This is a genomic window from Niallia sp. WK069_GA_01, from assembly GCF_983173855.1.
This window is the reverse complement of sequence record NZ_OZ470138.1, coordinates 2585018-2610477: the sequence shown is the minus strand read 5'-3', so window position 1 is coordinate 2610477 and position 25460 is coordinate 2585018. Positions and strand designations below refer to the sequence as shown.

Sequence of the window (25460 nt, the reverse complement as noted above, 5' to 3'; positions counted from 1 at the left end):
TTTTGCCTAAAAAAGATCGGTTTCCAAACTAAGAAACGTTTTTTAATTCACCTGAAAATTTTCATTTTTCTTTTGCATTCTATCGACAACTATTTAAAGGAGGTGCCGTACATGATTCTGTTATTACCTGAATATGCCCTTGCTTTTATGGAAGATTTACAGCTTGCTGGACGCTCCAAACTTACTTTAAAGCAATATGAATCAGATTTAAAAAATTTTTTTCACTGGATGAATTTACATAAAAAAGATACATCATTCGATTTATTTAAAGCATTGCGTGCGGATGATATACGTGCCTATTTTTACTATTTGCATGAAAAAAATTTATCGCAGGCAACGATTCGCCGTTTAGCGTCTGTTCTCAGCAGACTGATGAAATTTCACCAATGCATTGCTGCAGAAGAAATTCATAAGTTGTCTGATACACAGCCAATGCGAGCACTAACAGAGGCTGATTTCATAACTAAAGATGAATATAATAAATTGCTTGCTGTAATGAAAACGAAGGATAGCGAGGAGCAAAAAAAGTCTGCTAGAAATTATTTATTAGACAGAAATTGTGCGATTGTGTTAATGATTCGGACATATGGGCTTACACCGACTGATATTCACTCATTATCGATGGACAAAATAAACTTTGCTCAAAATGAATTTGTTTTAAAAACGGAAGAATATACGAGGACATTTTCTTTGAATGATAACATATCCGAATTTTTACGGAGCTATTTTTATTCTATTCCACCTCTGTTCCGACCAAGATATCATTCAAAAGATTCCTTATTTGTTGCATTTAATAATATTTCATTGTCTTTCCAGTATGAGTATGATCGTCAGCGACCAAAAAGGTTATCCGTTCGTGCTATACAAGAGATGATCAAAGATGAAGTAAAAAAAGCGAATTTAAGGAAAATTTCAGCAGTGACATTAAGGAACACTGCCATTTTAGAAGCTGTTCAAAAAGGCATTTCTGATGACACACTAATGGAGCGATTTTCACTAACGAGTGAGGCTGCCTTAAGACGTTATAAGCAATATATTGAGATACATGAAGATAAATAGAAATAGTCGAAAATTTATGATCTGAAAAAAGTCGCTCTGTTCTTATAAGGTTTGATATAGTGGGTCATCCCATTTGTTACTCTAGTAAAAATTATAAAAAGGTTTTTATGTCTATTTACTTGAATAGAGCTATTCTGAAAATAGGATTGCCTACTCTCTCCATAAGTTCGCAGTCAGAATAGACTTTGCTTTCCATGGATGGGGCGTGCGCAGAGCCTCCTTCCTCGGAGCTTTGCTCCTGTGGGTTCTCTTCTTTCTCGCTAATCCCATAGGAGTCTTCGTGTATTCTGACTGCTCCCCGCTTCTACATAAAACGTACATAATCAAACGGCCTATTTTTATCATTCATGATTTAAATGTTATTTGCATTATATGGTCACTTTAATCTTGAATTTTTCTACTCTTTGCTTGCATTATTTTCTTGCCAATAAATATCTGAAAATACGTCAGAAAATGCTTCGATAGTTCGGTTTAATTCTGCTTGATTATTATCGACTCCGCCTACCTCTAAAAGGATTGCTTTATCAGAGAAGTTTTGATTATATACACCGTTGCCGCTTTCTTTGCTCTTTGTGAATACACCTTTACTTATTCCTGGATATTTTTTATCAAGTGCTTGATGCAGTTTTTTCGAAAACTCTGCGTTTTTTTCGAAATTGCTATTACCTGTACCTATTACAAATACAAGCTTTGCATAGGATTTTCCGTTAATTGTTGCAGTGGTGCTTGCTTTACGTGCAGAATCACGATGAATATCAATCAAATATTTTAAATCACTATTTTTGGCAACTGCTGCTTGTACAACCTCTTTCGAAACATTATAGGATGAATAATAACTCCATTTTCGTTGTAAAAGTTTCTGATTCGTATTTGTCGTATCATGCTGTACGCCAATTCCATTGTTTTGCAATAACGTTGTTAATTTACTGCCTAATGCAACTACATTTACACGAGTATCCGAACTGATGGCATCATTTGCATTTGATGCATTTTTCAAAAGTGGCAAATAGGATTCTAAATTATGGGTTTGATAGATTAATACATTTTTTGTTTTAGGACTCTTATTTTCCCCAGCACCCTTTGTATCTTTTTTATCCTCTTTCGAAATTTTGCTTTCATCAGCTTTTTTAGGATTTTCTAATATATCCTCAGATGGAGTCGACTCAAATGGAAGGTTTGCAATGGTCGTCCCCTCTTCTGCCACTAGAATACCCGTATGATAAAACGTTAATAATGGCAGTTCCCTTCCTAATAAAGTTCTTGTATCATCTAATCTTATATTTGTAGCTACTTGAAATAATAGCTTAGAAATCGATAACTCACCATTTTCTGACTTCGGATAAAAGTGATTTTCCCCACGAAATAATTGATAATATATATTCGTAGAATCTACATCTTTCAGAAAATCACTAACATGCTCGGAAGAAAGCTTCATAGAGAAAAACGAGGTAGTAATACCAGCTGTTAGTAAAAAAACAAGGATGACTCCTAAAATAGTAGTATTAATGTATTGGAAATAGTAGCGTAATTTGGATGGTTGCATAGGTCGTCTCCTTTCTAATACAGGTATATGTTTTTAATTACTTGTTTAGAAGTTTTTTTGTTAATATTTTTGGATGCGTAAAATTTTATTCATTCCCCTATTTGTTTTATTTATTATATGATAGCCTGCTTAGATGTATTAGGATAAGTCCGAAATAAATCCAAAAAACGGCACGATAAATAGAAAAATAAGTAGAGGGATAAGAAAATACATTATTTTCTCCCAAAAGAATAGGTAGATAAGAATGAACATGCTGAATATGTATGGTCCTCAATTCCCTATGTCTATATTAACTACATATGCTCTTTTACCCAATTATGTCCATCATCAAGAAATTCCATGCTTTTTATTATAGCCATTTCACCATTTCTTTTCGGTCTAAAGCCATCGCTGAATTCACTAGATTGCTTCGGACAATGTACTTGATGAATGGCTTGTCGAACTATTCTATCCACTATTGTTGTATTCCCAATTTGCGCATCTTGCCATTCTCTTTTGATATTTCCACTCTTAAGGCAGCTTGTGGCTGGGATTTTCTATTTTCTTGTATTAATGTGCTGACGTAGTTCATCCTTATTTTCCTTTAGATATTGCTTTAGTTCGTGGCTGTTAATCAATCGATTCCACTTCAGCCTTTGTTTCTATGAACACGCAAGCTAGTGTTTCTAGTTTGCTATCACCTTAATTAGCTAACAGAAAATTTATTGTAAAACATCATCTGTGGATTGGAATTTTAAAAGATAAAGAGATTATTATCTAGACAGTATCAGAGTTTTAAATAGGTCAGTACACTCCTTTTCGATAAAATCGGTTTAAAACTTTGACTGTTTTGTAATTTCATGGAATAATCAAAGGTATCAACACCCAAATATTAGGAGGTGATTATGAACTCTCATAAAAGGAAGAACCAAAACTCTACAGTCGTAAAGCTAACTTCTCTCTTAGTTCAAAATCCAACTAGAAATTGCGCATATAATACACCGTATTCAAATTAATGATTTAATGGAAGAAATACCTGCTTTAAGTATGGAAGGGCTTAATGACTGTGCATATAGATCTTAGTCTAAGCCTTAGTGAAGGACATGCTACTCCAATCAATTTATACACTAAAAATCCGGTAGGAACCTCTCATAAAACAGATATTAAGTTAAGGCAGGGTGTTAATTATGGTTATTAGAAAAGCAATAAAAGAAGATGCCTATTCCATAGCGAAGGTTCATGTTGAAAGTTGGAAACAAACATATAAAGGGATTATTTCTGATAAAATATTATCCAAACTTACGGTAGATAAAAGGGCTGAACTTTGGGAAAAGTCTCTAGGTGATCCTGAAAATGAAGTCATTGTTTATGTAGCAGAAAATGAAAAAGGTTGCGTAATAGGTTTTGCATCTGGAGGTATAAACCGTTCATTTGAAAATGAGTTTCAAGGGGAACTGCATGCAATATATTTATTAAATCAATACCATGGTAATAAAATTGGATACAATTTATTTAAAAATATTATTATTGAACTCTATAATAAAGACATTAAATCTCTTAAGGTTTGGGTTCTAACTGATAATCCATCTATCACATTTTATGAAAAATTGGGTGGTAAACCTATTGAGAAAAAACATATTAAATTCGGTAATGATCATTTAGAAGCAATTGCCCTCGGATGGAAGAATATTAATTGTATATTAAATTAAACGAAGTTGTAACTTTGAAATAAAGCCTGATTAAAATTATTTGACGAAATCAAAACGACACGTGAGAATCTGGTGACTCTAAAAGTTAGAACTTTATATTAAGCAGCTAATTGGCAGGTATGAATACGGTATTGAACCGGACTCATACCTGCCAATTTTTGTTTTTTTCGTTTATTATTATAAATGATATTTTCTTCCATTCTTTTTCTTGACCTCCTTACCTGTAAATAAACCAATGTATTCTATAAAGCTTAATTGTTCTGTTTTATCTTCAATAGATAACTTGTCTTCTATACTTTAGAGCGAAAACGATGTGATACTTACAATTTCATGTTGTATGTGTTCAGCTATTATTGTTTTTTAACATAAAAAATCCTCCTATTACTAAAATATAGTAGTTAGAGACAATTTTTAATATGTATATTCTATTTTGGATGCGTAAAATTTTTAAGATTTTGTGTTTTTATATTTGGATACGTAAAATTTTCTAAATAAAAAAGCATTAATCCATTTTTCCTTGTTGGATTTAATGCTTTTTTGAGAAAATAATAAAGGCAACAGGTTGTTATCTAAAGGCAAACAGCAATTCTGTTTCGCAAATTAATTCTCCTCTAACCGTTGCTCTTCCTTTTGCTTTTGCAATGGTATTTTTCACTTTCGTTACAAAGACCTCCATACAAAGTTCATCCCCTGGAAGTACTTGTTTACGAATTCTGGTGCCGTTTATTCTTGCTAAAAGCGCTTGTTTATTATCATGCTTATCATCGCTGTGAATAGCTACTGCTGATACTTGTGCGATTGCTTCAATAATAAGTACTCCTGGCATAAGCGGACTTTTTGGATTTTGACCAAATGCAAATGTATCTTCCTTGCTGATTTGTTTAATCCCGACTGCCATGATCCCCTCTTTTAATTCCAATATTTCATCTACTAAAGGCAATGGATATCTATTTAAAATTTCTTTGATTTTAGGCAAATTAATCATGTTTTTCCCTCACTATTGCTCTAACTTTTTTTGAAGCTCTGCCATTACTTCACTAAGTTCTGTTGTTAGCTGGGCAACATCTTTTTTCGAACCGTCCGCTTGTTGTAATTGGATTGGATCACCAAACATAACTTTAATTTTTTTCCCGCTCAATAATCCTTTTAAATCAGTCGGACCGCTGAATGCTGCAGGCACAATAGGTACTTTCGCCAAATTAGCAATCGTTGCCGCACCTCTTTTTAACGGTGCATCTTCAGAAGTTCTTGTTCCACTTGGAAAAATCCCAACTATTTTATTATCTTTTAACAGTTTAACTGGTGTTTTAATACTGCTTGGTCCAGGATTCTCTCGATCAACGGGAAATGCATTAATGCTTGTAAAGAATTTTGCTGATTTTGGTTTTTCAAATAGTTCTTTTTTCGCCATAAAATAGATTTGTTTTGGCAAAAGGGATGAACCGAGTGCAACAACATCGACCCAGCCAATATGGGAGCATGCGACAATATAACTTTGTCCCTCTGGAAGTTTTTCTTTATTAATAACCTTTGTACGTCCAAATATTTTTAAAACTACTTTGGCAAAGTTTGCAGTAAAATTATACATAAAATAAATCTCCTTTATCTCTCTTTAAGATTATTTTTTTACGCTTTGTTATCTATTATTTAGTATAACATCTACTCTTAGTACTAGATACTATATTTTTTCTTTCGTATAAATTATATACTATAATGTTTAAAATGAGTAGGATGAAGTGTTTGATAAGAAATCTTCTTTATCTTGAAGCGGATAAGATAGATGCATTTTTTCTTCATTTTGTTTTCGATTTTTTTAAGCTCCCCTAAAAGTGGCTACGCGCAGGTGGAATACACTTCGATTTTCATGTGGCGAGCGGCGAGATTCCTCGTTTTACTGCAGGTCGAGTAGACGGGAGCCTCTCCGAAATGGATTGTGCTCCGCTATCCCTCTAAGAACCGTGCGTGCGGAATTATCGCACACGGCTCCTCCCTATCACCTTTTACAAAATGTTTCATACTGTTTCATTCTGCTATCCTTACTAGTTTTGTTTCCATTCCATCACTATCTCCGTGTATAGTAAATGTTTCTCCATAAGGGCTGTAATAGGGTAGCTGCCTTTCCTCCATCAGAATTACCCGATTTCTTTGGTACTACACAGCTATCCGACTTCCTGTCAGCTTTTGGCTTGCTTGCTTTTTATCGCTTGGTTCGCCATACTCTCTATTTACATAGAAAGACTAAACAGGATCTCCCGAGTTGCTACCATATATCGATGTATAACGTGCCGAGGTCACCGACTCCGAAGAGGTTTCCATTTTCTCGCCATTTTGCGAAAATAGAAATATTGCTTTCTGTGGAGACCAACACATCAGCCCTCTTAAAGGAAGATTTCGGAGCTCTATCCCTTCAACCATTTGGCTTACGGCCCATTACCTCGCTGTCTACGCTTAAAACCAAGAGTTACCCCTTGCCCTCCAAGACTCGCTACGAGTGAATGGCTAGTTCTTTCTCGGTGGGAATTCCACCCACTATATATGGCAACCTAGGCTCGGTCGCTCGGTCTCGTCTTTTCCCGGCTACTCCCTGCTCAGCATATCAATAAACTTAATCAAATTGCCTCTTTTCATCGTTCTTAGTGTGAATTTTGTTGCATGGATGTCTGTCTTGATTATACGTTTTGTTCAATAAACGGAAAAAGATTTTAATAAATGTGTAAGTTTCGTTATAATTAGATGATAAAGGGGGGTGCTTACGGATGGAGAATCACTTAAGATTGTCTGTAACTTCTTTCACTCATGCAAAGCCTATTATTGGAAATGCGATACTTTGCATGGGGCGAAACATTTAGTTCATCGCTGAACAAGCTTTTCTAATATTTTGGCTTTGCACCTTATTTTTTCAAATCCGAAAAGGTGTGAGCGAAATTGAATTATATCAATGCAAAAAACGTCTTACCCGAGAAGCTAATCTTGGAGATTCAAAAGTATGTCCAAGGAGAAACACTTTACATTCCTAAGAAGGAAACGGAATATCGTAAATGGGGAACTTCAAGTGGCGGAAGAAAACTTCTTGATCACCGTAATACTGCTATTAAAAACTCCTTTATTAGCGGCAGCAGTATTCACCAACTAGCTCAGGAGCATTTTCTCTCAACAGAAACGATTAAAAAAATAGTATATTCACATAAAAAGTAGCCTAACAGCATGGATGATGAACAATCTCATCCGTGCTGTTTTATGTAAAAAACATTTCCCAGTCATTTTCTCCATATAAAAAGATGGAAGAATTTATTAAAATAGATGTAGCGAATCCAAGGAGAGTTATATAATGACTAAACAATTTATTAAAAACGAACAGTTGAATTTTATAAAAAAACAGATTGCCTTGATTAAGGATAGCACTAAAAAACATGTTCCTTCTACCATTTTGGCTACAATGACGGAATTAGCTAACGCCAAAATTTTGGACCTTTTTCCAAACGCATCATTGGACCAAATAGAAATGCTGGATATTTCCAAAAACAAAACAGAAGCAGAAAATGAACAATATATTCAGGACCTTTCAGCCTTCTTGCTCCCTTTTCCAAAAATCACAGAGCAACAGCTAAAAAAAATGTTTCCAAAGATTAAAAAATTAAAACTACCAGATTTATCATTATTAGACCAGAATGAGTTAACCTATTTAGGGTGGAACGATTTAAGAGCAAATAAAAAATTTATAGTGTATGAATTAGAAGGAAAAATGGTCGGCATCGATTGTAAAGTTACTCCTACTTCTAAATCAAATTTTTGTTCCATCTGCAACAGTTTTGGTGAAGTTGCCTATTGTTCCACTATAACAAAAGCAAAAAAAGCGAAAAACCCCGATTATTACAAAGCTATTGGCAACCTTATTTGCACTGACAGCAGCGAATGTAATAAAAAAATAACCAATGTCGCATATTTAAAAACCTTTTTAAAAGATTCACTAGGAATTTAGCATTAATTACCTAATGAATTTAATCAAGCAAAAGAGAGCGGAGATGATGACCCCACTCTCTTTTGCTTGATTATTTGCTTATTTTTCAGTTCGCAGATTGCAAGGGATGCAATACTCGATGAATGGCTTTGGCCACTCCATTATTGTCATTCCTATCCGTTATTTCTTTGCAAATGCTTTTTACATCATCTCTAGCATTTCCCATCGCAACTGGATACCCCACTTTGCTTAACATAGATAGGTCATTCATGCTGTCGCCCATTGCCATTGTTTCCTCTAAAGAAATCCCTAAATGGCCTGTCAAATTGGTTAATGAATGGCCTTTTGATGCTAGCAAATGCTCAAATTCAAAATTAAATCTTCCTGATGTAACCATTGTAACAGTGTGATCCTCTTTAAACATTTCCCAGCCTTTTTCTAACTTTTTCTCATCAAAGGAAAAAGCTAAAATGTTGTATATATTAATTGGATTTGCCACTAGGTCTTTATAGGAAGAAATATAATAAAATCCAGTTTGCCCATATTGTACCTCTGCATGCTTTTCCAGTTCCTGTCTATCAAGATCTGGGTTGGCTGTACATAAACGATCCAATTCGATTTTTATTAATTCCTTTCCTTTTTGCGGGGTGTAAATATAATCATCACTAAACACTTCATAATAATAATCATTATCCTCCAGCCATGCTAAAAGCTCGATTCCTTTTTCATGCTTCATAGCTACATGATGAAACAGCTCTCCATCAGGAGTATGGATGGTCGCTCCATTTGCGCCGATAATCCACGTTTTTATCCCTGTTTCTTTAAATAGCTCCACTACGTCTGGATAGTTTCTTCCAGTTGCCACTACCACTTCGATGCCATGATCTTGAGCTTCCTTTATCGCCTGCTTATTCTCCGTGCTTATTCTGCTTTTATGATTTAATAATGTTCCATCTAAGTCTAATGTAATACATTTTATCATGTATGGTCCCACCTTATTTAGAATCTACAACTAAAAGCTCCACATTATGTTCGGTTAATAATTGAATAAACGCTTGATTCGGTTCTTTATCTGTAATAACTAAATCAATTTCATCCAGCTTTGCAAATTGATAAAACTCAGTAATGCCAATTTTACTGTGATCAGCTAACACAATCACTTGTTTAGCCTGCTGCATCATTTTCCTTTTAACAGCACCATCCTCTTCGTCCACAATAGTCAACCCTTTTTCAGAAATCCCTACTATTCCTATAAATACTTTATCGACTGTGTAATAATCTAATTTTTCAATAACAGAATGTCCGTAAAGGTAACGATGTTCTTTGTGCAAAATGCCTCCAAGTAAATGTATGTTTGCCTGTTCCTTTTCAGACAAAATTTCTGCTACATGAATGGAATTGGTAATAACTGTACATTCTTGATTAATGTACTCGCCCATCGCCTGCACTGTCGTTGAAGTATCTAAAATAATATGATCATTATCCTGTATTAAGGCAGCAGCCAATTTGCCCATCTTTCGCTTTTCATCTGAAACAAATTGCAATCGATGATGATAATTATGCACTCGTTTATGAACGCTTGGGAGAATCGCTCCCCCTCTTGTACGAATAATTTTCTGTTGTTCTTCCAACTTTACCAAGTCTCTTCGGGCAGTATCTCGAGAAACATCATAGCTCGCACAAATGTCCTCAACTGTTATTCGTTTATAATCTGTTAAATGCTGCAGAATAAGCAATAATCTTTCTTCTTGTGACATATGCTGCTCCTTTATATTATTATATATAAGTTATTATAAGTCGTTTTGTGTTGTATTTCTACCTAAATTAAGTTTTTTTAAGCAAAATAATTATTATCACTTATATTTTTCACAAAAAAATGCTTATTACCCTTTCTTTATAAAAGGTAATAAGCATGTAGAGATATCCTTACGAGACAGAAACATCCGTTTTTACTTTTAACAGCCAATCGACTGTAAGGTTTATTAATTCGGTAAAGGCAGCTTCAGACGAAAAAGTATGATCCCCATTATTTATCGTGTATGTTTCAACATTTCCGCTTTTTCTGCGCAAATAATTTTTCTCATACTCATAAATATATTTATAAGGAATATCCTTATCATCTGTTCCGTGTAAAAGCAATACATCGCCTGGAAAATGAGAACATTCTATTAATGGGTGAAAATCTTTCATGTATTGAAAGTAATACTCGGTAAATGTATATCCGTAAAAATCAATGTATGGACGATTTCTTAACAAGTTCATTTTGTCTTCACCAAAAATTGCTACAAGATCCTTATGAGGTTCCCCAACAGCAGCCCATTGAATTAATTTATTTATTCTTTTATCTTTTGCAGCTGTTAAAGCTGAAACCGCTCCGCCAAGGCTATGTCCAATTAAATTGATTGTTTGCACATAGTTTAAGGAAGCAACGTAATCCACTATCGTCTTTGTTTGATCCAGCAATTCAGGCATACTATAGTTTCCATAAACCCCACTGCTTTCCCCACAGCCGCTATAGTCGAAGCGAAAGACAATATAATCTTCTTTTGTTAAATACTGGCCAGCTTTAACAAATAATCGATCCACTCCTATTCTGCTGCCGATTAAACCATGACAAATAATAACAGCTTCATACTTATTTTTTTTATTAAAATCTTGCGGATAATCAATCGATAACGCGAGCTGCTCTGATTGCCAATTTATTGTTGTAAACATTTATTTAACCTCCTAAAACGAAACGATTAACATCTAATCTATTTAAAATAACTATTCCTACCTGTTTACTAAGTTTTAAACAAATAATTTTGCCAACTGTTTGTAATAGTTTTATTATATGGTACCTTTTCCTTACTTGTCAAAGTAAAGTTTGTATTTTACCTGACTTCTTTTGCTATTTATGAAATAATAGAAAAAAAGTAAAGGATGAAAAAGATGTATTATACAGATTACCATCATCATACGAATCACTCTTTTGACTCTAAAGCTGATATGACAAAAATAGGTGAGAACGCTATAAAAATAGGTGTTAAAGAAATATGCTTCACAGAGCATTTTTCCGTTAATCCAAATGTTCCTACCTATGGTTTTATGAATTGGGAAAAATATGTAGCATCGATCCTTAATTGTCAGCATAAATTCGGCGATCAACTAAAAATTAAAATCGGCATTGAATTATGTGAACCTCATTTGATGAGAAAAGAGTACCAGCAAGCATTATCTCCTATCCCTTTAGATTTTATTCTTGGATCTGTTCATAATATCGAGGAATACACATTGAGGAAATATATGAATGCTTTCCCTGACAACGATATATATGAACACTATTTCTTGGAGTTAAAGCAAATGGTTCAATCAGCAGATATTGATATTATTGCCCATTTTGATTTAATGAAACGATATGCTTTTAAAACAGTTGGATTTTATTCGTTTGAAAAGTATAAGCCAATCATTACAGATATTTTAACGATTGCGATTGAGCGAGGCATCGGATTAGAAATTAATACTTCTGGATGGCGAACGGATCTTAATGAGAGCCTTCCTTCTAAGGATATTTTAATCTTATACCGACAACTAGGCGGAGAGCTGCTGACAATCGGTTCTGATTCCCATTTTGTTGAGACAGTCGGGGCACATTTTGAAGAGGCTTGTACCTTAGCAAAAGAGTGCGGGTTTACACATTTGTATACATATGAAAAAAGAAAACCACATGCTGTAAAATTGGTATAAATAATGCTGAGCGGCTTTCTTATCTAAGTAGCTGCGATGACATGTTTAATGAATGATAATCATTAGAATTTTGTTAGCTTGTTCAAATGAAGCTTTTTTTGAAAAATTCTGTTCCATTTGTACATGTTTTATTAAGCAACTTTGAAAAGAGGATTTAGCTCTCTTAATGAGTCCGCAGCCGGAATACACTTCGCTTTCCATGGGGCTACGCTTGAGCCTCCTCGGAGCATAAGATCCATTCATTCAAAAACACCCTCTGATTTCCATAATGTTTAGGAAATTAGAGGGTGTTTTTTAGTATAGAAAACTTCAACATTATTAATAAGTTCTCTTTTTAAGTGGCAACGGTTAAACAGATGAAAAAAATTAAAATTGATTGTTATATCAATCTTTATTTCTTAAATAAAGGTGCTATTTTATCAATGCGATTTGTCCAAATTCCACCTGTATAATCGTCAGGAAGGCGTTTTATGTCTTCAGATGTGTCAAATCCACTTGAAAATCCAAGCCCATTTCCTCCTACAACGATAACTCGAGTATCAGCTTTGTCCATTCGATTAAGAAAACGATTTGGCCATCCCCAGAGCCAAGGAGCTACTTTATCTGGTATATGTAACTCTCCATGCTTCAGACCTGAGGGCATGTAGCCAGTCCACCCTAACGCCATATAAGTAAGAAGATCTTTTTTCATGGTTGCTTTTGACATTATTCGTAAACTAGGGATTCGCTCTTTAATCGCAGCAATTGGTGTATCACCACCATATACAGTTAGTTGATCAAGGCGTTTCGCTGGTAGTTTCTTGAGGTGGGCAGCCAATTGGATCCCTTCATTTTCATCATCACTTTTAATATGAATAAGAAAAGAACGATCTGGAAAATGGTTAAGTACTTCATCAAGTGTTGGCATATGATTTATCCCTTTACCACGAAATGGAAATGTTTTCCCCCCATCAGCTGTATAACCGTATCCTATATCAAGCGCTTGTAATTCTTTTGTTGTAAAATCTCTTGTAACGCCTTTACCATTAGTACGGCAATCAAGAGTCCAGTCATGAAAAACAACAAAATTATTATCTTTAGTTGGCTGAACATCAAACTCGACTAGATCAGCACCAGCTTTAAATGCCGCTTCCATAGATGGAATTGTATTTTCTAAATAAGCGTGTTCCGGTTTATTTATACGTTCTGCTGTACATGTATCACCCTCAATCCCTTCCATGCTAAATGTTTGCGAAAGTCCTCGGTGAGCAAGAAGAAAAGGAGTCCCATCTTTCCTCTTAGCAAAAAAAGAACTGTTATTTACATATACAAAAACGAGTAGGATAACAATTATCCAAATCTTTTTATGTTTATGTAACCTTTTTCGTTTGTTCATTGTATTCACCTCATAAATATTGGTTGAAATGCTTGAAAAAATGCTCATCATTTAAATACTGGTAAATGTTACAACCTATCTTATTATTTAGCAATGGATATGGTTGGTAATTAAGGGCTGGTACTTTGATAAAAAGCGAGAGGAATAGAAAATATTTCGTAACTAATATCAATAATACCTAGACATTGCCATGAATCTATATCCTTATTATGTAAATAACACTAATCTTTTTGAAGAAATACACAGAAAATTTGTTAGTATTAGCTATGTTTCCTTTTAAGATTCTTGCAAGTACTAACAAAAAACAATTCCTATCAAAATTGATAGGAATTGTTTTTTGGATTTTTACCAAAGAGAGAAATAATGGCAAGTATAAAAATTGGAACAGCAAGCAGTAAGTAAGCAGCTCCTTCAAATCCTCTTACCTCAACATAGCCTATGTACCATAGTACGATTGCTGTTACAATGCCAATATAGCCAGGTATTCGTGCGAAAGCAGGCTTATTTTTCTTTCTGATAGAAATTGCTACTAGTAAAATCATGATTCCGACTACGATACCTACAATTAAAGGGATGAACATCATTGGTATTTCCTCCTCTGTTTTAAAAAAGGTAAGTATTGAAAATATATTATACCAAAATAAGTAAATGCATGGGGGGAAGTTAAGATAAAATAATTCATGACATACAGGGAAGAGCTATTATTGAGAAGGTAAGGAAATTAGGGATTGTAACTTTAGGGGATAATCCTTTCTATTTAATTTAAATGAAGTTACTTCAGTTTTTTAATACCGGTCTACATTCTACTTTAAACTTAGACCCAATTCACTAATTAAAAGTTTATTTGGCAAAGATATTGAAATGGACTTATTTAAAAAAGATCCACAAAAAAGATCCCCTCACCTAAAGAGCAGATCTTCTCGTTTCTCTATTAATTGTTATCTGGTACATAAGATATAATAAGTTCGCTGTTTCCTGATAGTGTAAAGTCAGATATGGAACTTGGAAGCATAAAGTGATCGCCTTTTTTAAATGCAAATTCATTGGAATCAACCTTTATATTTCCTTCCCCTTCCAACACACTGCATAATAGAAATGGTTTTGATTGTTTATGGTTGCTTTCTCCGCTTAATTCCCATTTTTCTACTGAAAAGTATTCGCAGTCTACAAATTTAGTCGTTTTAATCCCAGGTTTTTGGTCAACTTTTATTTCTTGCTTTTCTACTTGATGAGGGATAGTGGTAACGTTGATCGATTGCTTAATATGTAATTGTCTTTTGTTCCCTGAATCGTCTAATCGATCATAATCATATACTCGGTAAGTCGTATCTGAATTTTGTTGGGTTTCTAAAATAATGATTCCCTCGCCAATCGCATGAATGGTTCCGCTTGGGACAAAAAAGAAATCGCCTTTTTTTACAGGTACTTTTTTCAGTAAATCGTTCCAGCGGTTTTCAGCAATCATGGATTGCAATTCTTCTTTAGAGCAAGCTTCATGTCCAAAAATAATCTCTGTACCGTCTTTGCAATCAACAATATACCAGCATTCTGTTTTTCCAAGTTCTCCATTTTCATAAAGCCTTGCATATTCATCATTTGGGTGAACTTGGACCGATAAATCTTGGTTTGCATCTAAAATCTTCGTTAACAGGGGGAAACGATCTCCTTTTAAATTAGAAAATAATTCACGATGATTATCCCATAAATAACCTAATGTTTTCCCTTTCCATTCTCCATTTTTCACCACACTCTGACCATTTGGATGTGCAGCAAAAGCCCAGCACTCTCCTGTTATATCGGAAGGAATCGTATAGCCGAAATTACGAAGCTCCGTCCCTCCCCAAATTCTTTCTTGAAAAATTGGATCAAAAAAAATAGGCTGTTGGCTCATTATGATAAACTCCTTTGACTTCTAGATACTACCATTCTACCATAAGTCCATTTTCAATTGTAAGGATTTTCATTTTCTGAAAGATTATTCTGAAAGGCTTTGTGATCGATTTTTCTCTAGCCTATTTATTATTTAATGAAGGTTCCTTATTGAGGAAGACCTTCTAAATAATTAATGCTTAATCGATTAATTTAATTAACCTCGATAATATACCTATCATTCTCCAATATAAAAACTCGTCCATCTCAGACGAGTTTATTTTTTATGAAGAAAAAACAGGAAGAAGTCCCTATGTCACTCTTATCATTTTTTCTTTCCTTATATAATCATTTTTTCTTCTTTTATATTGGCATATTACACAGCCCTTTTCCCTTTCTTTTTTTCCAAAAGCTTTTTCTTTTCTTCTGTTGTAGATTTTTTACATAATAGCGCCGATTTCGTTGTTAGTTTTAATAAATAGTTTTCCCAATGTGAGAACTCGGTGGTTTCAAACGTTTTATAGGCAGTGATAAATGATTTTTCAACGATAATTTCTGCTAATTCCTGATCTTTTACAATGCAGTAAGATAGATGAAAAAGCTTTTGTGAGTAACTTGTAATGATTTGCTTATATTGTTGTTCTTTTGTCACTACACATCCACCTTTCCATCACGTTTAATTTTTTTCTAATTTCTTTTTTAATGCTTTAGGGATATTCTTTTCCGAAATATAAGCAACATCTGTCTGTTTTGCAAAATTATATGTGATTAATACAGCATATTTTTCTTTTCTATAAGCGGTATAATCGACTATCTTTTGGATATCTTGATTATCTGACGCAACTACAGTATGACCTATTTCCTGCATCATTTTTTCTACATACTCCGTGTCATATTCCGTTCTTTCTGTTAATTTTAAATCCTTTGTTTTTGCTATTTTTATTTCTTTTATATCATGGAAGGTCGCTGTGCTTTTTTCCAGTAAGCCTCTATCCTTTAACCATTTTCTGCTTTCTTTATACATAGGGCTTAACTGAATCGTATAAGCTTCATCATCTTCTTTTTTCCTTTTAAAAGAAATCGCAATATTTGATGCCATTGCATAAGAGGTTGTCATACTCTCATAGCTTTCTGCCAATTTATCTTGTTGTAACGCTGCAAGAAACTCTTTTATTTCTTGATTATTTCCAAGCCGGACATACTCATTTTTATAAATAGAAGTAAGAAGTATATCATTCACTTCGTCACTTCTCGTGGCAAAAATTTTCGAATTAAGTGTTTTAAATTCCTTTGATTCATAGATTGCTTTAAAACTTTTTTCATAGGCATCTCTATTCACTGGATAATTTCGATATATTTTTTTGCCGTTGTTTAATTTATAATGAATGCGAATTAAGGAATTCTGATTGTTATGTCTCTGCTGTTTTTTTTGAGCAACCAATTCCTTATGCAATAGAATTACTTCCTTAATATTCTCTTTTGAATCCATCATCCGTTCATTACTCACATCTTGTGTTATATAATTGTCAAAAACCGAAACACTTTGAACAGCATTAGTGTTTGGTATAGAATCTTCATACATTTTCACAAAGGGAATCATAATAGCAATAAGCAGTAGGATACTTCCTATAAAAATAGGAAACTTTCTTATTGTAAAAAATACTCTCCATTGTTTATGAATTAACATTTCTGCAACTAAGTATCCGAACAAAGCACCAAAAAAGCTTCCTATAACGTTACCTATTTTTCCGATTTCCGCAACTTCTCCATATAAGCTGCCAATCAGCATACAAGAAAATGTAAAGATATATTTAAATATTCCTTTTAACTGAAAGAAAGCTAAGCTTTGAGAAATGGACTCTGCTTTTCTTTTTTGATAGAGAAAAAATGCACCAAAATAAAGAATAACTGCGCATATACTATAAACAATATAATGAATGTAGCCTGCATCCCTATGTTCTATTATTGCGGGGACTAGAATAGGCGATAAAAACAATGCCTTATTTGTAAGCAAATCATCGATTGGAAACCCATATATCCAATCATGAAAGTTGTAGCACACAAGGAAAAAAATGCAGGTTGGAAATAATAAAAACAAGCAAGTAAAGACTCCTTGTAAAATCGATAATCCTGTTAACATGCCAATAAAAACACAAGATACAAACAATAAAATGCTAAAAAGACAAAATATTGCTGTCCAATAATAAATCTCACTGACAGGAAAGAGTCTTTCCAAATGAATAATTGGATAAATAATTCTTAAAAAGAGCCCATTTAACAGGACAGGAAAAAGAAGTAAAATAAGTCCGTTTATACTATAATAATGAAATAAAAATTTCCTGCTTAAAGGCAAACTATGTACTAAATCACTATATGCCTTATTCTGTATAAATCGAAACAAAAAAATAGCAAGCAATATTGGCAACAGAATAATCACGGCCATTTGAAAAGGATTGTTAATAGAAAATAAATACTGATATAGATCAAAATAATAGGTATCTTCTTCTAACTTTTTATTAATAAGCAATAATTGCATAGGAACCGAAAAAAAGATAATGAAAAAGGATAAAATACTTACCCATCCCACACTTCGGAAAATAAGCAGTGATAATTGCTTATGATAAAAGAAGCGATTCGATTGCATAATTTTGATCCTCCATTTCGTAAATAAATATTTCTTCTAATGTTAGTGGAAGAATATCCAAAAGAATGGGCTGGTGTTCTTCTAAGACAGAAAGTATTTTCTTTTTATTTCCTTTTATGATCATGGTGTGTACACTTCCGCGTTGTTCTATAGATAAAACATCCAGCTTATTAAAGGCGACTTTTTCCGCTCCATTTTTAAAAGCGATTTGAATTTTATGTATATCCGCTTTCAAATCATCAATATCTTTCTCTAACAAACATTTTCCTTGATGAATAATGCTCACATGATCGCATAAATCTTCTACTTCTCGTAAGTTATGGGAAGAAATAATTACTGTCATTTCCCTCTCTGCTACCACCTGCACAAGGAGATTTTTTACTTTTGTTCGAATGACAGGATCCAATCCATCAAAAGGCTCATCTAGAATCAGCACTTCTGGACAAGCTGCAAATGCAAACCAAAAGGCGGCCTGGCGCTGGAGTCCTTTTGAATAAGTATGTATTTTTTTATTGGGGTCCAGTGTAAAAATCTCTGCTAGTTTTTCATAAAGAGAATCGTCCCAGCTTGGATAGGTTACTTTATAAAACTTCGCCATCTGTTTTATACTGTATTGCGGAAAAAAAGTAGGGTAATCAGGCAGAAAAAATAATTGTTTTTTTGTGTCGATATGCTCAAAAACTTCTTTTCCATTAACCGTTATCTCGCCACTGTCTTGTTTTAAAATGCCTGCCAATAGTTTTAAGATAGTCGTTTTTCCTGCTCCGTTCGAACCAAGAAGTCCATAAATAGAACCCTTATTCACCGTCATCGAAATATCATCAAGAATAGTGGCTTTTTCTATTTTTTTATTCACTTGATGGAACATAATCATTTAGACCATTCCCCCTTTCTGTTCCGTTAGCTTCTGCAGCATCCCCATGATTTCATTTGTAGTAATCCCTAAATAAATTGCTTCCTTCATCTGCTTCTCTAATTTGCGAAAAGCTTCTATTTTTTTGCTTTCATTTACCATCTGTGTCGAGCTGTTAACAAAGCTTCCTTTTCCTTTTATCGAATAAATATAGCCTTGACTTTCTAATTCTCGATAAGCTTTTTGGATTGTATTTGGATTTATCGTTAATTGAGCAGCTAGTGTTCGAACAGATGGAAGCTGTTCATCCGCAATTAGCAATCCAGAAACAATCAACTGAATTAATTTTTCCACTAACTGTTCGTAGATAGGGGTTCTGCTTCTCAAATCTAGCTCAAACATTGATAGCCTCCAATCTGTATTAAGTGTACTATGATTCGTAATACAGTTAATATTATAACGAAAATTACTTTTAAAAAAAAGGATTTTTTTACTAAATTATGCTTATTTTTTCAAGAGTGAGCAAATAGAAGGATAATAGTGTTTTTTTATATGTCTTTTTACCTATTTAATTGTAAATTAATAGATCATTTGAAGAATTTCTTCATTTTCAACATGAAATTATTAACACTTATTGTAAATTTATGTTTTAATAGATTTGTATTCTTCAATAAATAAAGGGGGAAAAATATGAGAATAACAAAAATAAGAACATTTATTACTGTCCTATTAACGATTGCTTTAATCGTTAGCAATATAGGGATCTTAAATGTTTTTGCAGCAGACAACATAATCGAAACGAAAGCCGAGCTGGCAAATGGCGAAGTAACAAATAATCAATTTGCAGATGGAGAAAATGTTCATTGGTATAAAATAACACCATCTTCATTAGACTTTGAAAACTTCACGCATTTACAGTTTACTTTACGATCACAACAAGAAATGAATATATCTGTTTATTCTAATTTAGAGAATGCAAAATCTGGAACAACATTTGATCAGTACTATCGTTACAGCTATGATGATTCTCCTGCTGTTATTAGTTTTCCATTAGCATGGAATGATACGTACTATATAAAAGTGGAATACTATCCGATTGAAGAAGAAGTAACGGACGGAACAAGCACACTTCCTGATACAGAGACAACTGGCAAAGAAGTAAACACTTCTTACACCATTGAAACAGCTGGCGTCGTATTAGCACCATCAACAGAATCAGCGGAAGAATGTCCAGTTGAACTAAGTACAAATGATAAAAAAGATGGTCAATCCATTTTAAAAGACTTGCGTACAATTCGGGACTCTTTATTGTCTCAAACAAATAATGGTAAAGAATTGTCTTCTCTTTATTACAAAGCAGCACCTTTTTTAAGTGCTAAAATGGTTTGGAACAAAGAGCTTAGAAATAATGTATTAAAAGACTTAAGACAACTGAAGCCGATTTTTAAAGAACTTATAACGAACGGAACAAACAGTACATACACTTTTACAGCTGCTGATGTATCTGCTATTGCAAATTTGTATCAATACACAATGGATGCAGCACCAATTTTTCTTCAAGAGCAAATAAAAAGCATTGAAGCAAAAGTGAATATTGCCAACCTGGAAGATAAAACACTTGCATCCGTTTTCACTAAATTGGGTGCATCTACCTCTGCAATTTCAAATAAAGACGATGACAGCAAATATATCGTTAAGCTTAAATCTTCTAAAAGTTTAGCTAGTTTTAAGAAGAATACAAAAGCATTAAATGTTGAAGGCATCGAAACACTGGATCAAACAGATAAAATTGCAGATAATTTATTTATTGTCGATTTACAACATGATGTAAATAAATTTTCAACAAAACAAAAAAGCAGTTTGTTAACAAGTATCCAATCTGCTTCTGATGTTGAATTTGTGGAGCAAATACAAGAATATAAAATATTAAATAGTACAAATGACGTTTCTAATAACTACCAATGGTCTTTAAGCAATAGTGGTCAAACAGAAGGAACACCCGGCTCCGATATTCAATTTGAATCACTGCACCAACTAATGAAGGCAAATAAGCCGCAAGAAACACTTATTGCAGTAGTTGATACAGGTGTAGATAGCAGCTTAGCCGATTTAAAAGATAGTGTAAGAGCAGATATTGGAAAAAATTATGTGGATAGTTCAACAGATGCAACAGATGATAATGGTCATGGAACCCATGTTTCAGGTATCATTGCATCTGGGATAGATAATCATTATTCAATGGCAGGGATAAACGGTTCGGCAAAAATCCTTCCTGTGAAAGTATTAGATGCTTCTGGTTCTGGTGATACAGAACAAATAGCAAAAGGCATTAAATATGCTGTTGATCAAGGGGCAAAAGTAATCAATTTAAGCCTAGGCGGTTCATACAGCAGAACTTTAGAATATATGCTTCAATATGCATACAGCAAAAATGTTACGGTTATCGCAGCAAGCGGCAATGACGGCTCTGAGATTCTCTCGTATCCAGCATCATCAAAATATACCACTTCTGTAGGGGCATCCAACGACCTGGATCTTGTTTCTGATTACTCTAATTATGGAGAAGGCCTTGATTTAGTGGCTCCAGGAACGAATATTCCAAGTTTAGTACCTAACGGAAATGTCACCTATATGAGCGGAACATCTATGGCGGCACCACATGTTGCAGCAGTTGCAGGATTATTATTATCACTTAATCCAAGCCTTAAACCAGTGGAAGTGGAAAAAGTATTAACCGAAACTACAAAAAATATCGCATTTACTGAAACAGATAATACGGTAGTTGAAGAATATCCAGATGAATTAAAAGAGGAATATCCGGAGCTTTTACCAAAAAAATTAGCACCTGGTTATGATCTTGTCTCAGGCTGGGGAAGATTGAATGCTTTTAGTGCCGTAAGTCTATTAGAATTGCAGGCAAAAATAAACACAGTCTATAATAGTTCCAAATTGATTAAGGGGACTGCACTCAGCGGTACAGAAGTTGCCATTACGATCAATAACAAAACGTATACAGGCATTGCTGACAAGAATGGAAACTTTAGAATAGAAATTCCTTTGCAAAAAGTAGACAGTATTTTTTATGCAAACTTTAAAAACACTATAAACGGAGTAGAGGCAAATGCAACACTTCGAATGACAGTTAAAAAGGATACAAAAGCACCAAGCGCTCCAAAAGTAAACGCAGTATCTGATAAAGATGCAAAAGTTACGGGTAAAGCAGAAGAATTTTCTGCTATAACAGTAAAAGTGAATGGAAAGTCAATTGGAAAAGCGACTGCAACTATTAATGGCGTCTATGCTGTTAACATTAGCAAGCAAAAAGCAGGCGTTAAGTTATCTGTAACAGCGACAGATAATGCCAAAAATACGAGTAAAACTGCTACTGTTACCGTTTTAGATAGAACAGCTCCTGCAGCACCTTCTATCAGTGGCTCCATTAGTGACCAAACAGTAACTATTACTGGAAAAGCAGAAGCAAACTCTACAATAACCATTAATAACGGCAAAACTACTGTTGCAAGCGGAAAAAGCAGCAGTAAAGGCGTCTACTCTATAAAAGTAAAAAAACAACAAGCAGGAACAAAACTTACGGTTACCGCTAAAGATAAAGCGGGAAATAGTAGTAAAGCAAAAGAAGTGACCGTTCTGGATAAAACAGCTCCTGCAGCACCTAAAGTAAATACAATTACGACAAAAACTACTGCTGTAAAAGGAAGTACAGAAGCAAATGCCGCCATAACAATTAAAGTAAATGGCAAAACCATTGCAACAGGAAAAGCAAACAGCAAAGGTACTTTTTCTGTAAAAATTAAAAAACAACAAGCAAAAACAGTACTTTCTATTACCGCCAAAGATAAAGCAGGAAATACAAGCAATAAAACAGACAAAACCGTAACAAAAGCGAAATGATTTCTCTAGAAAAGGTTGCTTCTCCTAAAGGACCAATCTGTTAAAAATCAAGCATGTGGATTTAACATTATTCATAACATAAAAGGGGCATCCAATAGCGGATAGCCCCTTTTTTCGATTGTTATTTTCTTACATTTCGTTTTTTACAACCATTTATACGGAACATAGCTTTTCTATTATCACTTAACTATGTTTAAGCTTTCCCAAACATTCCTTTTGCTGATTTTCCATGCAAAAAATAATAAATGGCTAAGCAGATTAAAATATACAAGCTGCTATATAAATAAAGAGCACGAAAACCAATTAGTTCACCGATAACCCCAGCAAAAAAGGATCCAAGGCCAATCCCTGTATCAAACAAAGATAAAAAAGTAGCAGTTGCCAATCCTCTTCGCTCTGGTTGTGCTGACTGCACAGCAATCGTTTGAAAACTTGGAAAAAGACTTCCATATCCTAAACCAATCAATCCTGCTGCGAATAAAAAGATAACGGCTGTATGCATACCACTTAGTACAAACATACCTATTGAAAAAAGCAAAATACATGGATAAATAATAATATTAGCTCCATATCGATCAAACCATTGTCCTGCAAACGGACGGGCAAGCAGCATAATAACTGCATATACAACGAAAAAATAGCCAGAAACAGAAGACAGCCCCTGTTCATTCGCAAAAACGGACACAAATGATAAAATCGTTGAATAAACAATCCCAAAAAAAGCAGCAACGATACTGATGCGGATAGCTGATGGCTCTAAAATATTGGACCATTGAAAGGTTTTCTTTCGTTTTGTTAAAGGTGATAATGGCTTGTTTTGAGAAGCTGGGAGTTTGATGCCTATTCCCATTATTAAAGAAAGCAGCGCAAATATACTTGCTAATAAAAACATCCTGCTAATGCTCCAAGAGTGGACTGCTGTTAATCCTAAAAACGGACCAATTACCATGGCTAAATTTAAAGACATCGAATAATAACCCATTCCCTCTCCTCTTCTAGAGTTTGGGATTAAATCTGCCACAATCGTTCCAGTCGCAGTTGTTGCCATTCCAAAGCCAATTCCATGAAAAGCTCGAACGATCAATAACTCTCCTGTGGAATGTGGGATAAAATAAAAGAAGGACACACCTAAAAAAATACTAAGCGACAAAAGAAAAAGAAATTTCTTTCCGAACCTTTGCATCATGTTTCCTGCTAATGGCCTTATGATAATTGCAGAGATCAAAAAGACAGTAACAATTAATCCTGCACTAGCCTGCTGTCCATGTAAATGCTGAATTGCATAAATAGGCAATGATACTAATAAATAATAAAATGTTAAAAATAAAAAAAAGTTGCTAATCCAGATGCCGATAAAATCTTTTGTCCATAAAGCTTCCTTACTCAATTTCTTTCCCCCTATTTGCCAATTGCGCCTTCCACTCTTTTATTAAACTAGTTAGTTTATCTTGTGAGGATTTTGGAAAACCGTTAAGCAATTGCTGATTCATTTGTAAAACTGCCGCTTCCCATTGCGGGTATAATACGAAAGCTTTTTCTGTTAACATAATATATTTTGTTCGTTTATCTTCTCCTTTCACTTGCGAAACATAACCATTTGTTACTAGTTTTTGAATCGTTCTTGTCATAGGAGGCGCTTCTATTGCTAAATAATCAGCCAATTCCTTTTGTGTAAGTGGGCCATTCTTTTTTAAGACATAAATAACCGACCATTGTGAACTATACAATTCAAAAGGAAGCAGTACTTCATTCAACCCTTTTGTCAGCTCACGAGAAAGTTGGTGTAAACCATGAAACAAACTATGTAAATCCTCCATTTTATGCACCTCTGTTTTTATCAGCCTGCATTAACATTAGTTATCTAGGTAACTAAAAAAATGTTTAGTACTATTAATTACGGTCGCACGATAATTAATTACCTAAGTAACTATATCAGATAAAATGCTCCATTCGCAAGGTCTAATTATTTTCGAATGCCAATCACCATCTTTCCATTTCTCTTTTTGAAAAAAATATACTATGATAATAGAAACTATTTTTTTGTTATTTATCAAACTTCGCAGTTATAAATGCCTCTTCATGTATTGCTGTAACTTGGTTTAGAGCATTGAGCAAATCCCAGGGCGCCTTGCTCAGCTCCGAAGAAAAACGTTCACATGACTCTGGAAAGTACTTTTTACTTTTAGAGGCATGAGGCAATACTCACAAGAGCTAGCTGCTTGCGCTAGACTAGCTTCACATTTTGTTCTTCTAAACCCGAGTCCTATCAAGATGTACAAACGAATTTGAAGATGCGAAGTTTGATCTATTTAGCTAGAATTATGTAAAAAAATGGAGTGAACGTAACTTTATGCTTAAAAAATCAAGTATTTGGATCATGTTTTCCTTGTATCTTTTTCTGCTGATTTATTTATTGTTTTTTTCAGCTTATCGACAAACAGTACATGGACAATTATCCTATAATTTTATTCCTTTTAAAGAACTAGTTGATGAATGGAATTCAATAGACGCATTCCATTTAAGCGTGTTAACAAATAATTTATTTGGGAATATTCTTGCATTTATGCCAATGGGATTTTTTATTCCATTTCTATCAAAAAAACAATCATTTATTAAAATCGTTATCCTTTCTTTTCTCTTATCTTGTTCTATTGAACTTCTCCAGTTGTTTTTTTATATAGGAGTTTGTGATATTAATGATACACTTCTAAATGCTATCGGCGGTGGACTAGGATATTGTGTTTATGCTGTTTATTCGACTCTTTTTAGAAGAGTATAATGCTTGTACACGTAAAACAAAGAGCAGGATCGTTTCGATCCTGCTCTTTGTTCA

At 34.0% G+C, this 25460-nt stretch carries 24 protein-coding genes; 7 read left to right on the top strand and 17 right to left on the bottom strand.

The features are described 5' to 3' along the window. Positions 1-111: 111 nt before the first annotated feature. Positions 112-1059 carry a tyrosine-type recombinase/integrase gene (locus AC5LWL_RS12530; RefSeq protein ID WP_493434608.1) on the top strand — a complete coding sequence of 316 codons (948 nt, stop codon included), beginning with the start codon at positions 112-114 and terminating at the stop codon, positions 1057-1059. Positions 1060-1456: 397 nt separating this feature from the next. Here the strand turns inward: AC5LWL_RS12530 and spoIIP are convergent, their stop codons facing one another. Both spoIIP and AC5LWL_RS12520 read right to left on the bottom strand, forming a co-directional pair. Continuing rightward, positions 1457-2602 carry a stage II sporulation protein P gene (gene spoIIP / locus AC5LWL_RS12525; RefSeq protein ID WP_493434607.1) on the bottom strand — a complete coding sequence of 382 codons (1146 nt, stop codon included), beginning with the start codon at positions 2600-2602 and terminating at the stop codon, positions 1457-1459. Positions 2603-2895: 293 nt separating this feature from the next. Then, positions 2896-3057, bottom strand: a complete 162-nt coding sequence (locus tag AC5LWL_RS12520) for a hypothetical protein (RefSeq protein WP_493434606.1) — start codon at positions 3055-3057, stop codon at positions 2896-2898. 711 nt (positions 3058-3768) lie between these two features. Here AC5LWL_RS12520 and AC5LWL_RS12515 point away from each other — a divergent pair. Continuing rightward, on the top strand, positions 3769-4290 hold the full coding sequence (locus AC5LWL_RS12515; RefSeq protein WP_493434605.1) for a GNAT family N-acetyltransferase: 522 nt from the start codon (positions 3769-3771) through the stop codon (positions 4288-4290). Positions 4291-4388: 98 nt separating this feature from the next. Here the strand turns inward: AC5LWL_RS12515 and AC5LWL_RS12510 are convergent, their stop codons facing one another. The 3 genes from AC5LWL_RS12510 to AC5LWL_RS12500 all read right to left on the bottom strand — a co-directional run bounded on the left by AC5LWL_RS12510 (position 4389) and on the right by AC5LWL_RS12500 (position 5878). Continuing rightward, positions 4389-4490 carry an IS3 family transposase gene (locus AC5LWL_RS12510; protein ID WP_493434604.1) on the bottom strand — a complete coding sequence of 34 codons (102 nt, stop codon included), beginning with the start codon at positions 4488-4490 and terminating at the stop codon, positions 4389-4391. Positions 4491-4855: 365 nt separating this feature from the next. Continuing rightward, positions 4856-5275, bottom strand: coding sequence for a 3-hydroxyacyl-ACP dehydratase FabZ (gene fabZ, locus AC5LWL_RS12505; protein ID WP_493434603.1), 420 nt, complete (start codon positions 5273-5275; stop codon positions 4856-4858). A 12-nt stretch (positions 5276-5287) separates the two neighbouring features. Beyond that, positions 5288-5878 carry a lysophospholipid acyltransferase family protein gene (locus tag AC5LWL_RS12500; protein ID WP_493434602.1) on the bottom strand — a complete coding sequence of 197 codons (591 nt, stop codon included), beginning with the start codon at positions 5876-5878 and terminating at the stop codon, positions 5288-5290. A 1337-nt stretch (positions 5879-7215) separates the two neighbouring features. On the opposite strand from AC5LWL_RS12500, the gene AC5LWL_RS12495 reads away from it, so the two are divergent. Together AC5LWL_RS12495 and AC5LWL_RS12490 are read left to right on the top strand one after the other, a co-directional pair. After that, positions 7216-7485: a CD3324 family protein gene (locus AC5LWL_RS12495; RefSeq protein ID WP_493434601.1), complete on the top strand. Its 270-nt coding sequence runs from the start codon at positions 7216-7218 to the stop codon at positions 7483-7485. Between the two features lie 133 nt (positions 7486-7618). Next, positions 7619-8269 carry a FusB/FusC family EF-G-binding protein gene (locus AC5LWL_RS12490; RefSeq protein WP_493434600.1) on the top strand — a complete coding sequence of 217 codons (651 nt, stop codon included), beginning with the start codon at positions 7619-7621 and terminating at the stop codon, positions 8267-8269. 85 nt (positions 8270-8354) lie between these two features. On the opposite strand, the gene AC5LWL_RS12485 is transcribed toward AC5LWL_RS12490, so the two are convergent. The 3 genes from AC5LWL_RS12485 to AC5LWL_RS12475 all read right to left on the bottom strand — a co-directional run bounded on the left by AC5LWL_RS12485 (position 8355) and on the right by AC5LWL_RS12475 (position 10963). Beyond that, complete coding sequence (locus AC5LWL_RS12485) at positions 8355-9230, bottom strand: Cof-type HAD-IIB family hydrolase (RefSeq protein ID WP_493434599.1); 876 nt, start codon at positions 9228-9230, stop codon at positions 8355-8357. 13 nt (positions 9231-9243) lie between these two features. After that, positions 9244-10005 carry a DeoR/GlpR family DNA-binding transcription regulator gene (locus AC5LWL_RS12480; RefSeq protein WP_493434598.1) on the bottom strand — a complete coding sequence of 254 codons (762 nt, stop codon included), beginning with the start codon at positions 10003-10005 and terminating at the stop codon, positions 9244-9246. Between the two features lie 169 nt (positions 10006-10174). Beyond that, entirely contained in the window at positions 10175-10963 is a 789-nt protein-coding gene (locus AC5LWL_RS12475; protein ID WP_493434597.1) for an alpha/beta hydrolase, read from the bottom strand. A 216-nt stretch (positions 10964-11179) separates the two neighbouring features. On the opposite strand from AC5LWL_RS12475, the gene AC5LWL_RS12470 reads away from it, so the two are divergent. After that, entirely contained in the window at positions 11180-11974 is a 795-nt protein-coding gene (locus AC5LWL_RS12470) for a histidinol-phosphatase HisJ family protein (protein WP_493434596.1), read from the top strand. Between the two features lie 391 nt (positions 11975-12365). On the opposite strand, the gene AC5LWL_RS12465 is transcribed toward AC5LWL_RS12470, so the two are convergent. The 7 genes from AC5LWL_RS12465 to AC5LWL_RS12435 all read right to left on the bottom strand — a co-directional run bounded on the left by AC5LWL_RS12465 (position 12366) and on the right by AC5LWL_RS12435 (position 19117). Continuing rightward, positions 12366-13349, bottom strand: a complete 984-nt coding sequence (locus tag AC5LWL_RS12465) for a glycerophosphodiester phosphodiesterase family protein (protein ID WP_493434595.1) — start codon at positions 13347-13349, stop codon at positions 12366-12368. A 314-nt stretch (positions 13350-13663) separates the two neighbouring features. Next, entirely contained in the window at positions 13664-13933 is a 270-nt protein-coding gene (locus AC5LWL_RS12460; RefSeq protein WP_493434594.1) for a YesK family protein, read from the bottom strand. 347 nt (positions 13934-14280) lie between these two features. Beyond that, positions 14281-15240, bottom strand: coding sequence for a mannose-6-phosphate isomerase, class I (gene manA / locus AC5LWL_RS12455; protein ID WP_493434593.1), 960 nt, complete (start codon positions 15238-15240; stop codon positions 14281-14283). Positions 15241-15594: 354 nt separating this feature from the next. After that, positions 15595-15870: a hypothetical protein gene (locus tag AC5LWL_RS12450; RefSeq protein WP_493434592.1), complete on the bottom strand. Its 276-nt coding sequence runs from the start codon at positions 15868-15870 to the stop codon at positions 15595-15597. A gap of 24 nt (positions 15871-15894) precedes the next feature. Beyond that, positions 15895-17862 carry a DUF6449 domain-containing protein gene (locus AC5LWL_RS12445; RefSeq protein ID WP_493434591.1) on the bottom strand — a complete coding sequence of 656 codons (1968 nt, stop codon included), beginning with the start codon at positions 17860-17862 and terminating at the stop codon, positions 15895-15897. Further along, complete coding sequence (locus AC5LWL_RS12440; RefSeq protein WP_493434590.1) at positions 17834-18736, bottom strand: ABC transporter ATP-binding protein; 903 nt, start codon at positions 18734-18736, stop codon at positions 17834-17836. Before AC5LWL_RS12440 ends, AC5LWL_RS12445 begins: the two co-directional genes overlap by 29 nt. Then, complete coding sequence (locus AC5LWL_RS12435) at positions 18737-19117, bottom strand: GntR family transcriptional regulator (RefSeq protein ID WP_493434589.1); 381 nt, start codon at positions 19115-19117, stop codon at positions 18737-18739. Between the two features lie 288 nt (positions 19118-19405). Here AC5LWL_RS12435 and AC5LWL_RS12430 point away from each other — a divergent pair, with 288 nt between their 5' ends. Beyond that, on the top strand, positions 19406-22627 hold the full coding sequence (locus AC5LWL_RS12430; RefSeq protein WP_493434588.1) for a S8 family peptidase: 3222 nt from the start codon (positions 19406-19408) through the stop codon (positions 22625-22627). 193 nt (positions 22628-22820) lie between these two features. Here AC5LWL_RS12430 and AC5LWL_RS12425 read toward each other — a convergent pair whose 3' ends face one another. Together AC5LWL_RS12425 and AC5LWL_RS12420 are read right to left on the bottom strand one after the other, a co-directional pair. Continuing rightward, a complete protein-coding gene (locus AC5LWL_RS12425; protein ID WP_493434587.1) occupies positions 22821-24014 on the bottom strand; it encodes an MFS transporter in 1194 nt (397 codons plus the stop codon). Then, positions 24007-24444, bottom strand: coding sequence for a MarR family winged helix-turn-helix transcriptional regulator (locus AC5LWL_RS12420; protein WP_493434586.1), 438 nt, complete (start codon positions 24442-24444; stop codon positions 24007-24009). Before AC5LWL_RS12420 ends, AC5LWL_RS12425 begins: the two co-directional genes overlap by 8 nt. Before the next feature lie 533 nt (positions 24445-24977). On the opposite strand from AC5LWL_RS12420, the gene AC5LWL_RS12415 reads away from it, so the two are divergent. Then, a complete protein-coding gene (locus AC5LWL_RS12415; RefSeq protein ID WP_493434585.1) occupies positions 24978-25406 on the top strand; it encodes a VanZ family protein in 429 nt (142 codons plus the stop codon). Positions 25407-25460: the final 54 nt, after the last annotated feature.

Bases quoted from the DNA above. Each gene is read 5' to 3' on its own strand.
- AC5LWL_RS12530 (WP_493434608.1), top strand. From the start codon at position 112: ATGATTCTGTTATTACCTGAATATGCCCTTGCTTTTATGGAAGATTTA.
- spoIIP (WP_493434607.1), bottom strand. From the start codon at position 2,602: ATGCAACCATCCAAATTACGCTACTATTTCCAATACATTAATACTACT.
- AC5LWL_RS12515 (WP_493434605.1), top strand. From the start codon at position 3,769: ATGGTTATTAGAAAAGCAATAAAAGAAGATGCCTATTCCATAGCGAAG.
- AC5LWL_RS12510 (WP_493434604.1), bottom strand. From the start codon at position 4,490: ATGGAAGAAAATATCATTTATAATAATAAACGAAAAAAACAAAAATTG.
- fabZ (WP_493434603.1), bottom strand. From the start codon at position 5,275: ATGATTAATTTGCCTAAAATCAAAGAAATTTTAAATAGATATCCATTG.
- AC5LWL_RS12500 (WP_493434602.1), bottom strand. From the start codon at position 5,878: ATGTATAATTTTACTGCAAACTTTGCCAAAGTAGTTTTAAAAATATTT.
- AC5LWL_RS12490 (WP_493434600.1), top strand. From the start codon at position 7,619: ATGACTAAACAATTTATTAAAAACGAACAGTTGAATTTTATAAAAAAA.
- AC5LWL_RS12485 (WP_493434599.1), bottom strand. From the start codon at position 9,230: ATGATAAAATGTATTACATTAGACTTAGATGGAACATTATTAAATCAT.
- AC5LWL_RS12480 (WP_493434598.1), bottom strand. From the start codon at position 10,005: ATGTCACAAGAAGAAAGATTATTGCTTATTCTGCAGCATTTAACAGAT.
- AC5LWL_RS12475 (WP_493434597.1), bottom strand. From the start codon at position 10,963: ATGTTTACAACAATAAATTGGCAATCAGAGCAGCTCGCGTTATCGATT.
- AC5LWL_RS12470 (WP_493434596.1), top strand. From the start codon at position 11,180: ATGTATTATACAGATTACCATCATCATACGAATCACTCTTTTGACTCT.
- AC5LWL_RS12465 (WP_493434595.1), bottom strand. From the start codon at position 13,349: ATGAACAAACGAAAAAGGTTACATAAACATAAAAAGATTTGGATAATT.
- AC5LWL_RS12460 (WP_493434594.1), bottom strand. From the start codon at position 13,933: ATGATGTTCATCCCTTTAATTGTAGGTATCGTAGTCGGAATCATGATT.
- manA (WP_493434593.1), bottom strand. From the start codon at position 15,240: ATGAGCCAACAGCCTATTTTTTTTGATCCAATTTTTCAAGAAAGAATT.
- AC5LWL_RS12445 (WP_493434591.1), bottom strand. From the start codon at position 17,862: ATGCAATCGAATCGCTTCTTTTATCATAAGCAATTATCACTGCTTATT.
- AC5LWL_RS12440 (WP_493434590.1), bottom strand. From the start codon at position 18,736: ATGATTATGTTCCATCAAGTGAATAAAAAAATAGAAAAAGCCACTATT.
- AC5LWL_RS12435 (WP_493434589.1), bottom strand. From the start codon at position 19,117: ATGTTTGAGCTAGATTTGAGAAGCAGAACCCCTATCTACGAACAGTTA.
- AC5LWL_RS12430 (WP_493434588.1), top strand. From the start codon at position 19,406: ATGAGAATAACAAAAATAAGAACATTTATTACTGTCCTATTAACGATT.
- AC5LWL_RS12420 (WP_493434586.1), bottom strand. From the start codon at position 24,444: ATGGAGGATTTACATAGTTTGTTTCATGGTTTACACCAACTTTCTCGT.
- AC5LWL_RS12415 (WP_493434585.1), top strand. From the start codon at position 24,978: ATGCTTAAAAAATCAAGTATTTGGATCATGTTTTCCTTGTATCTTTTT.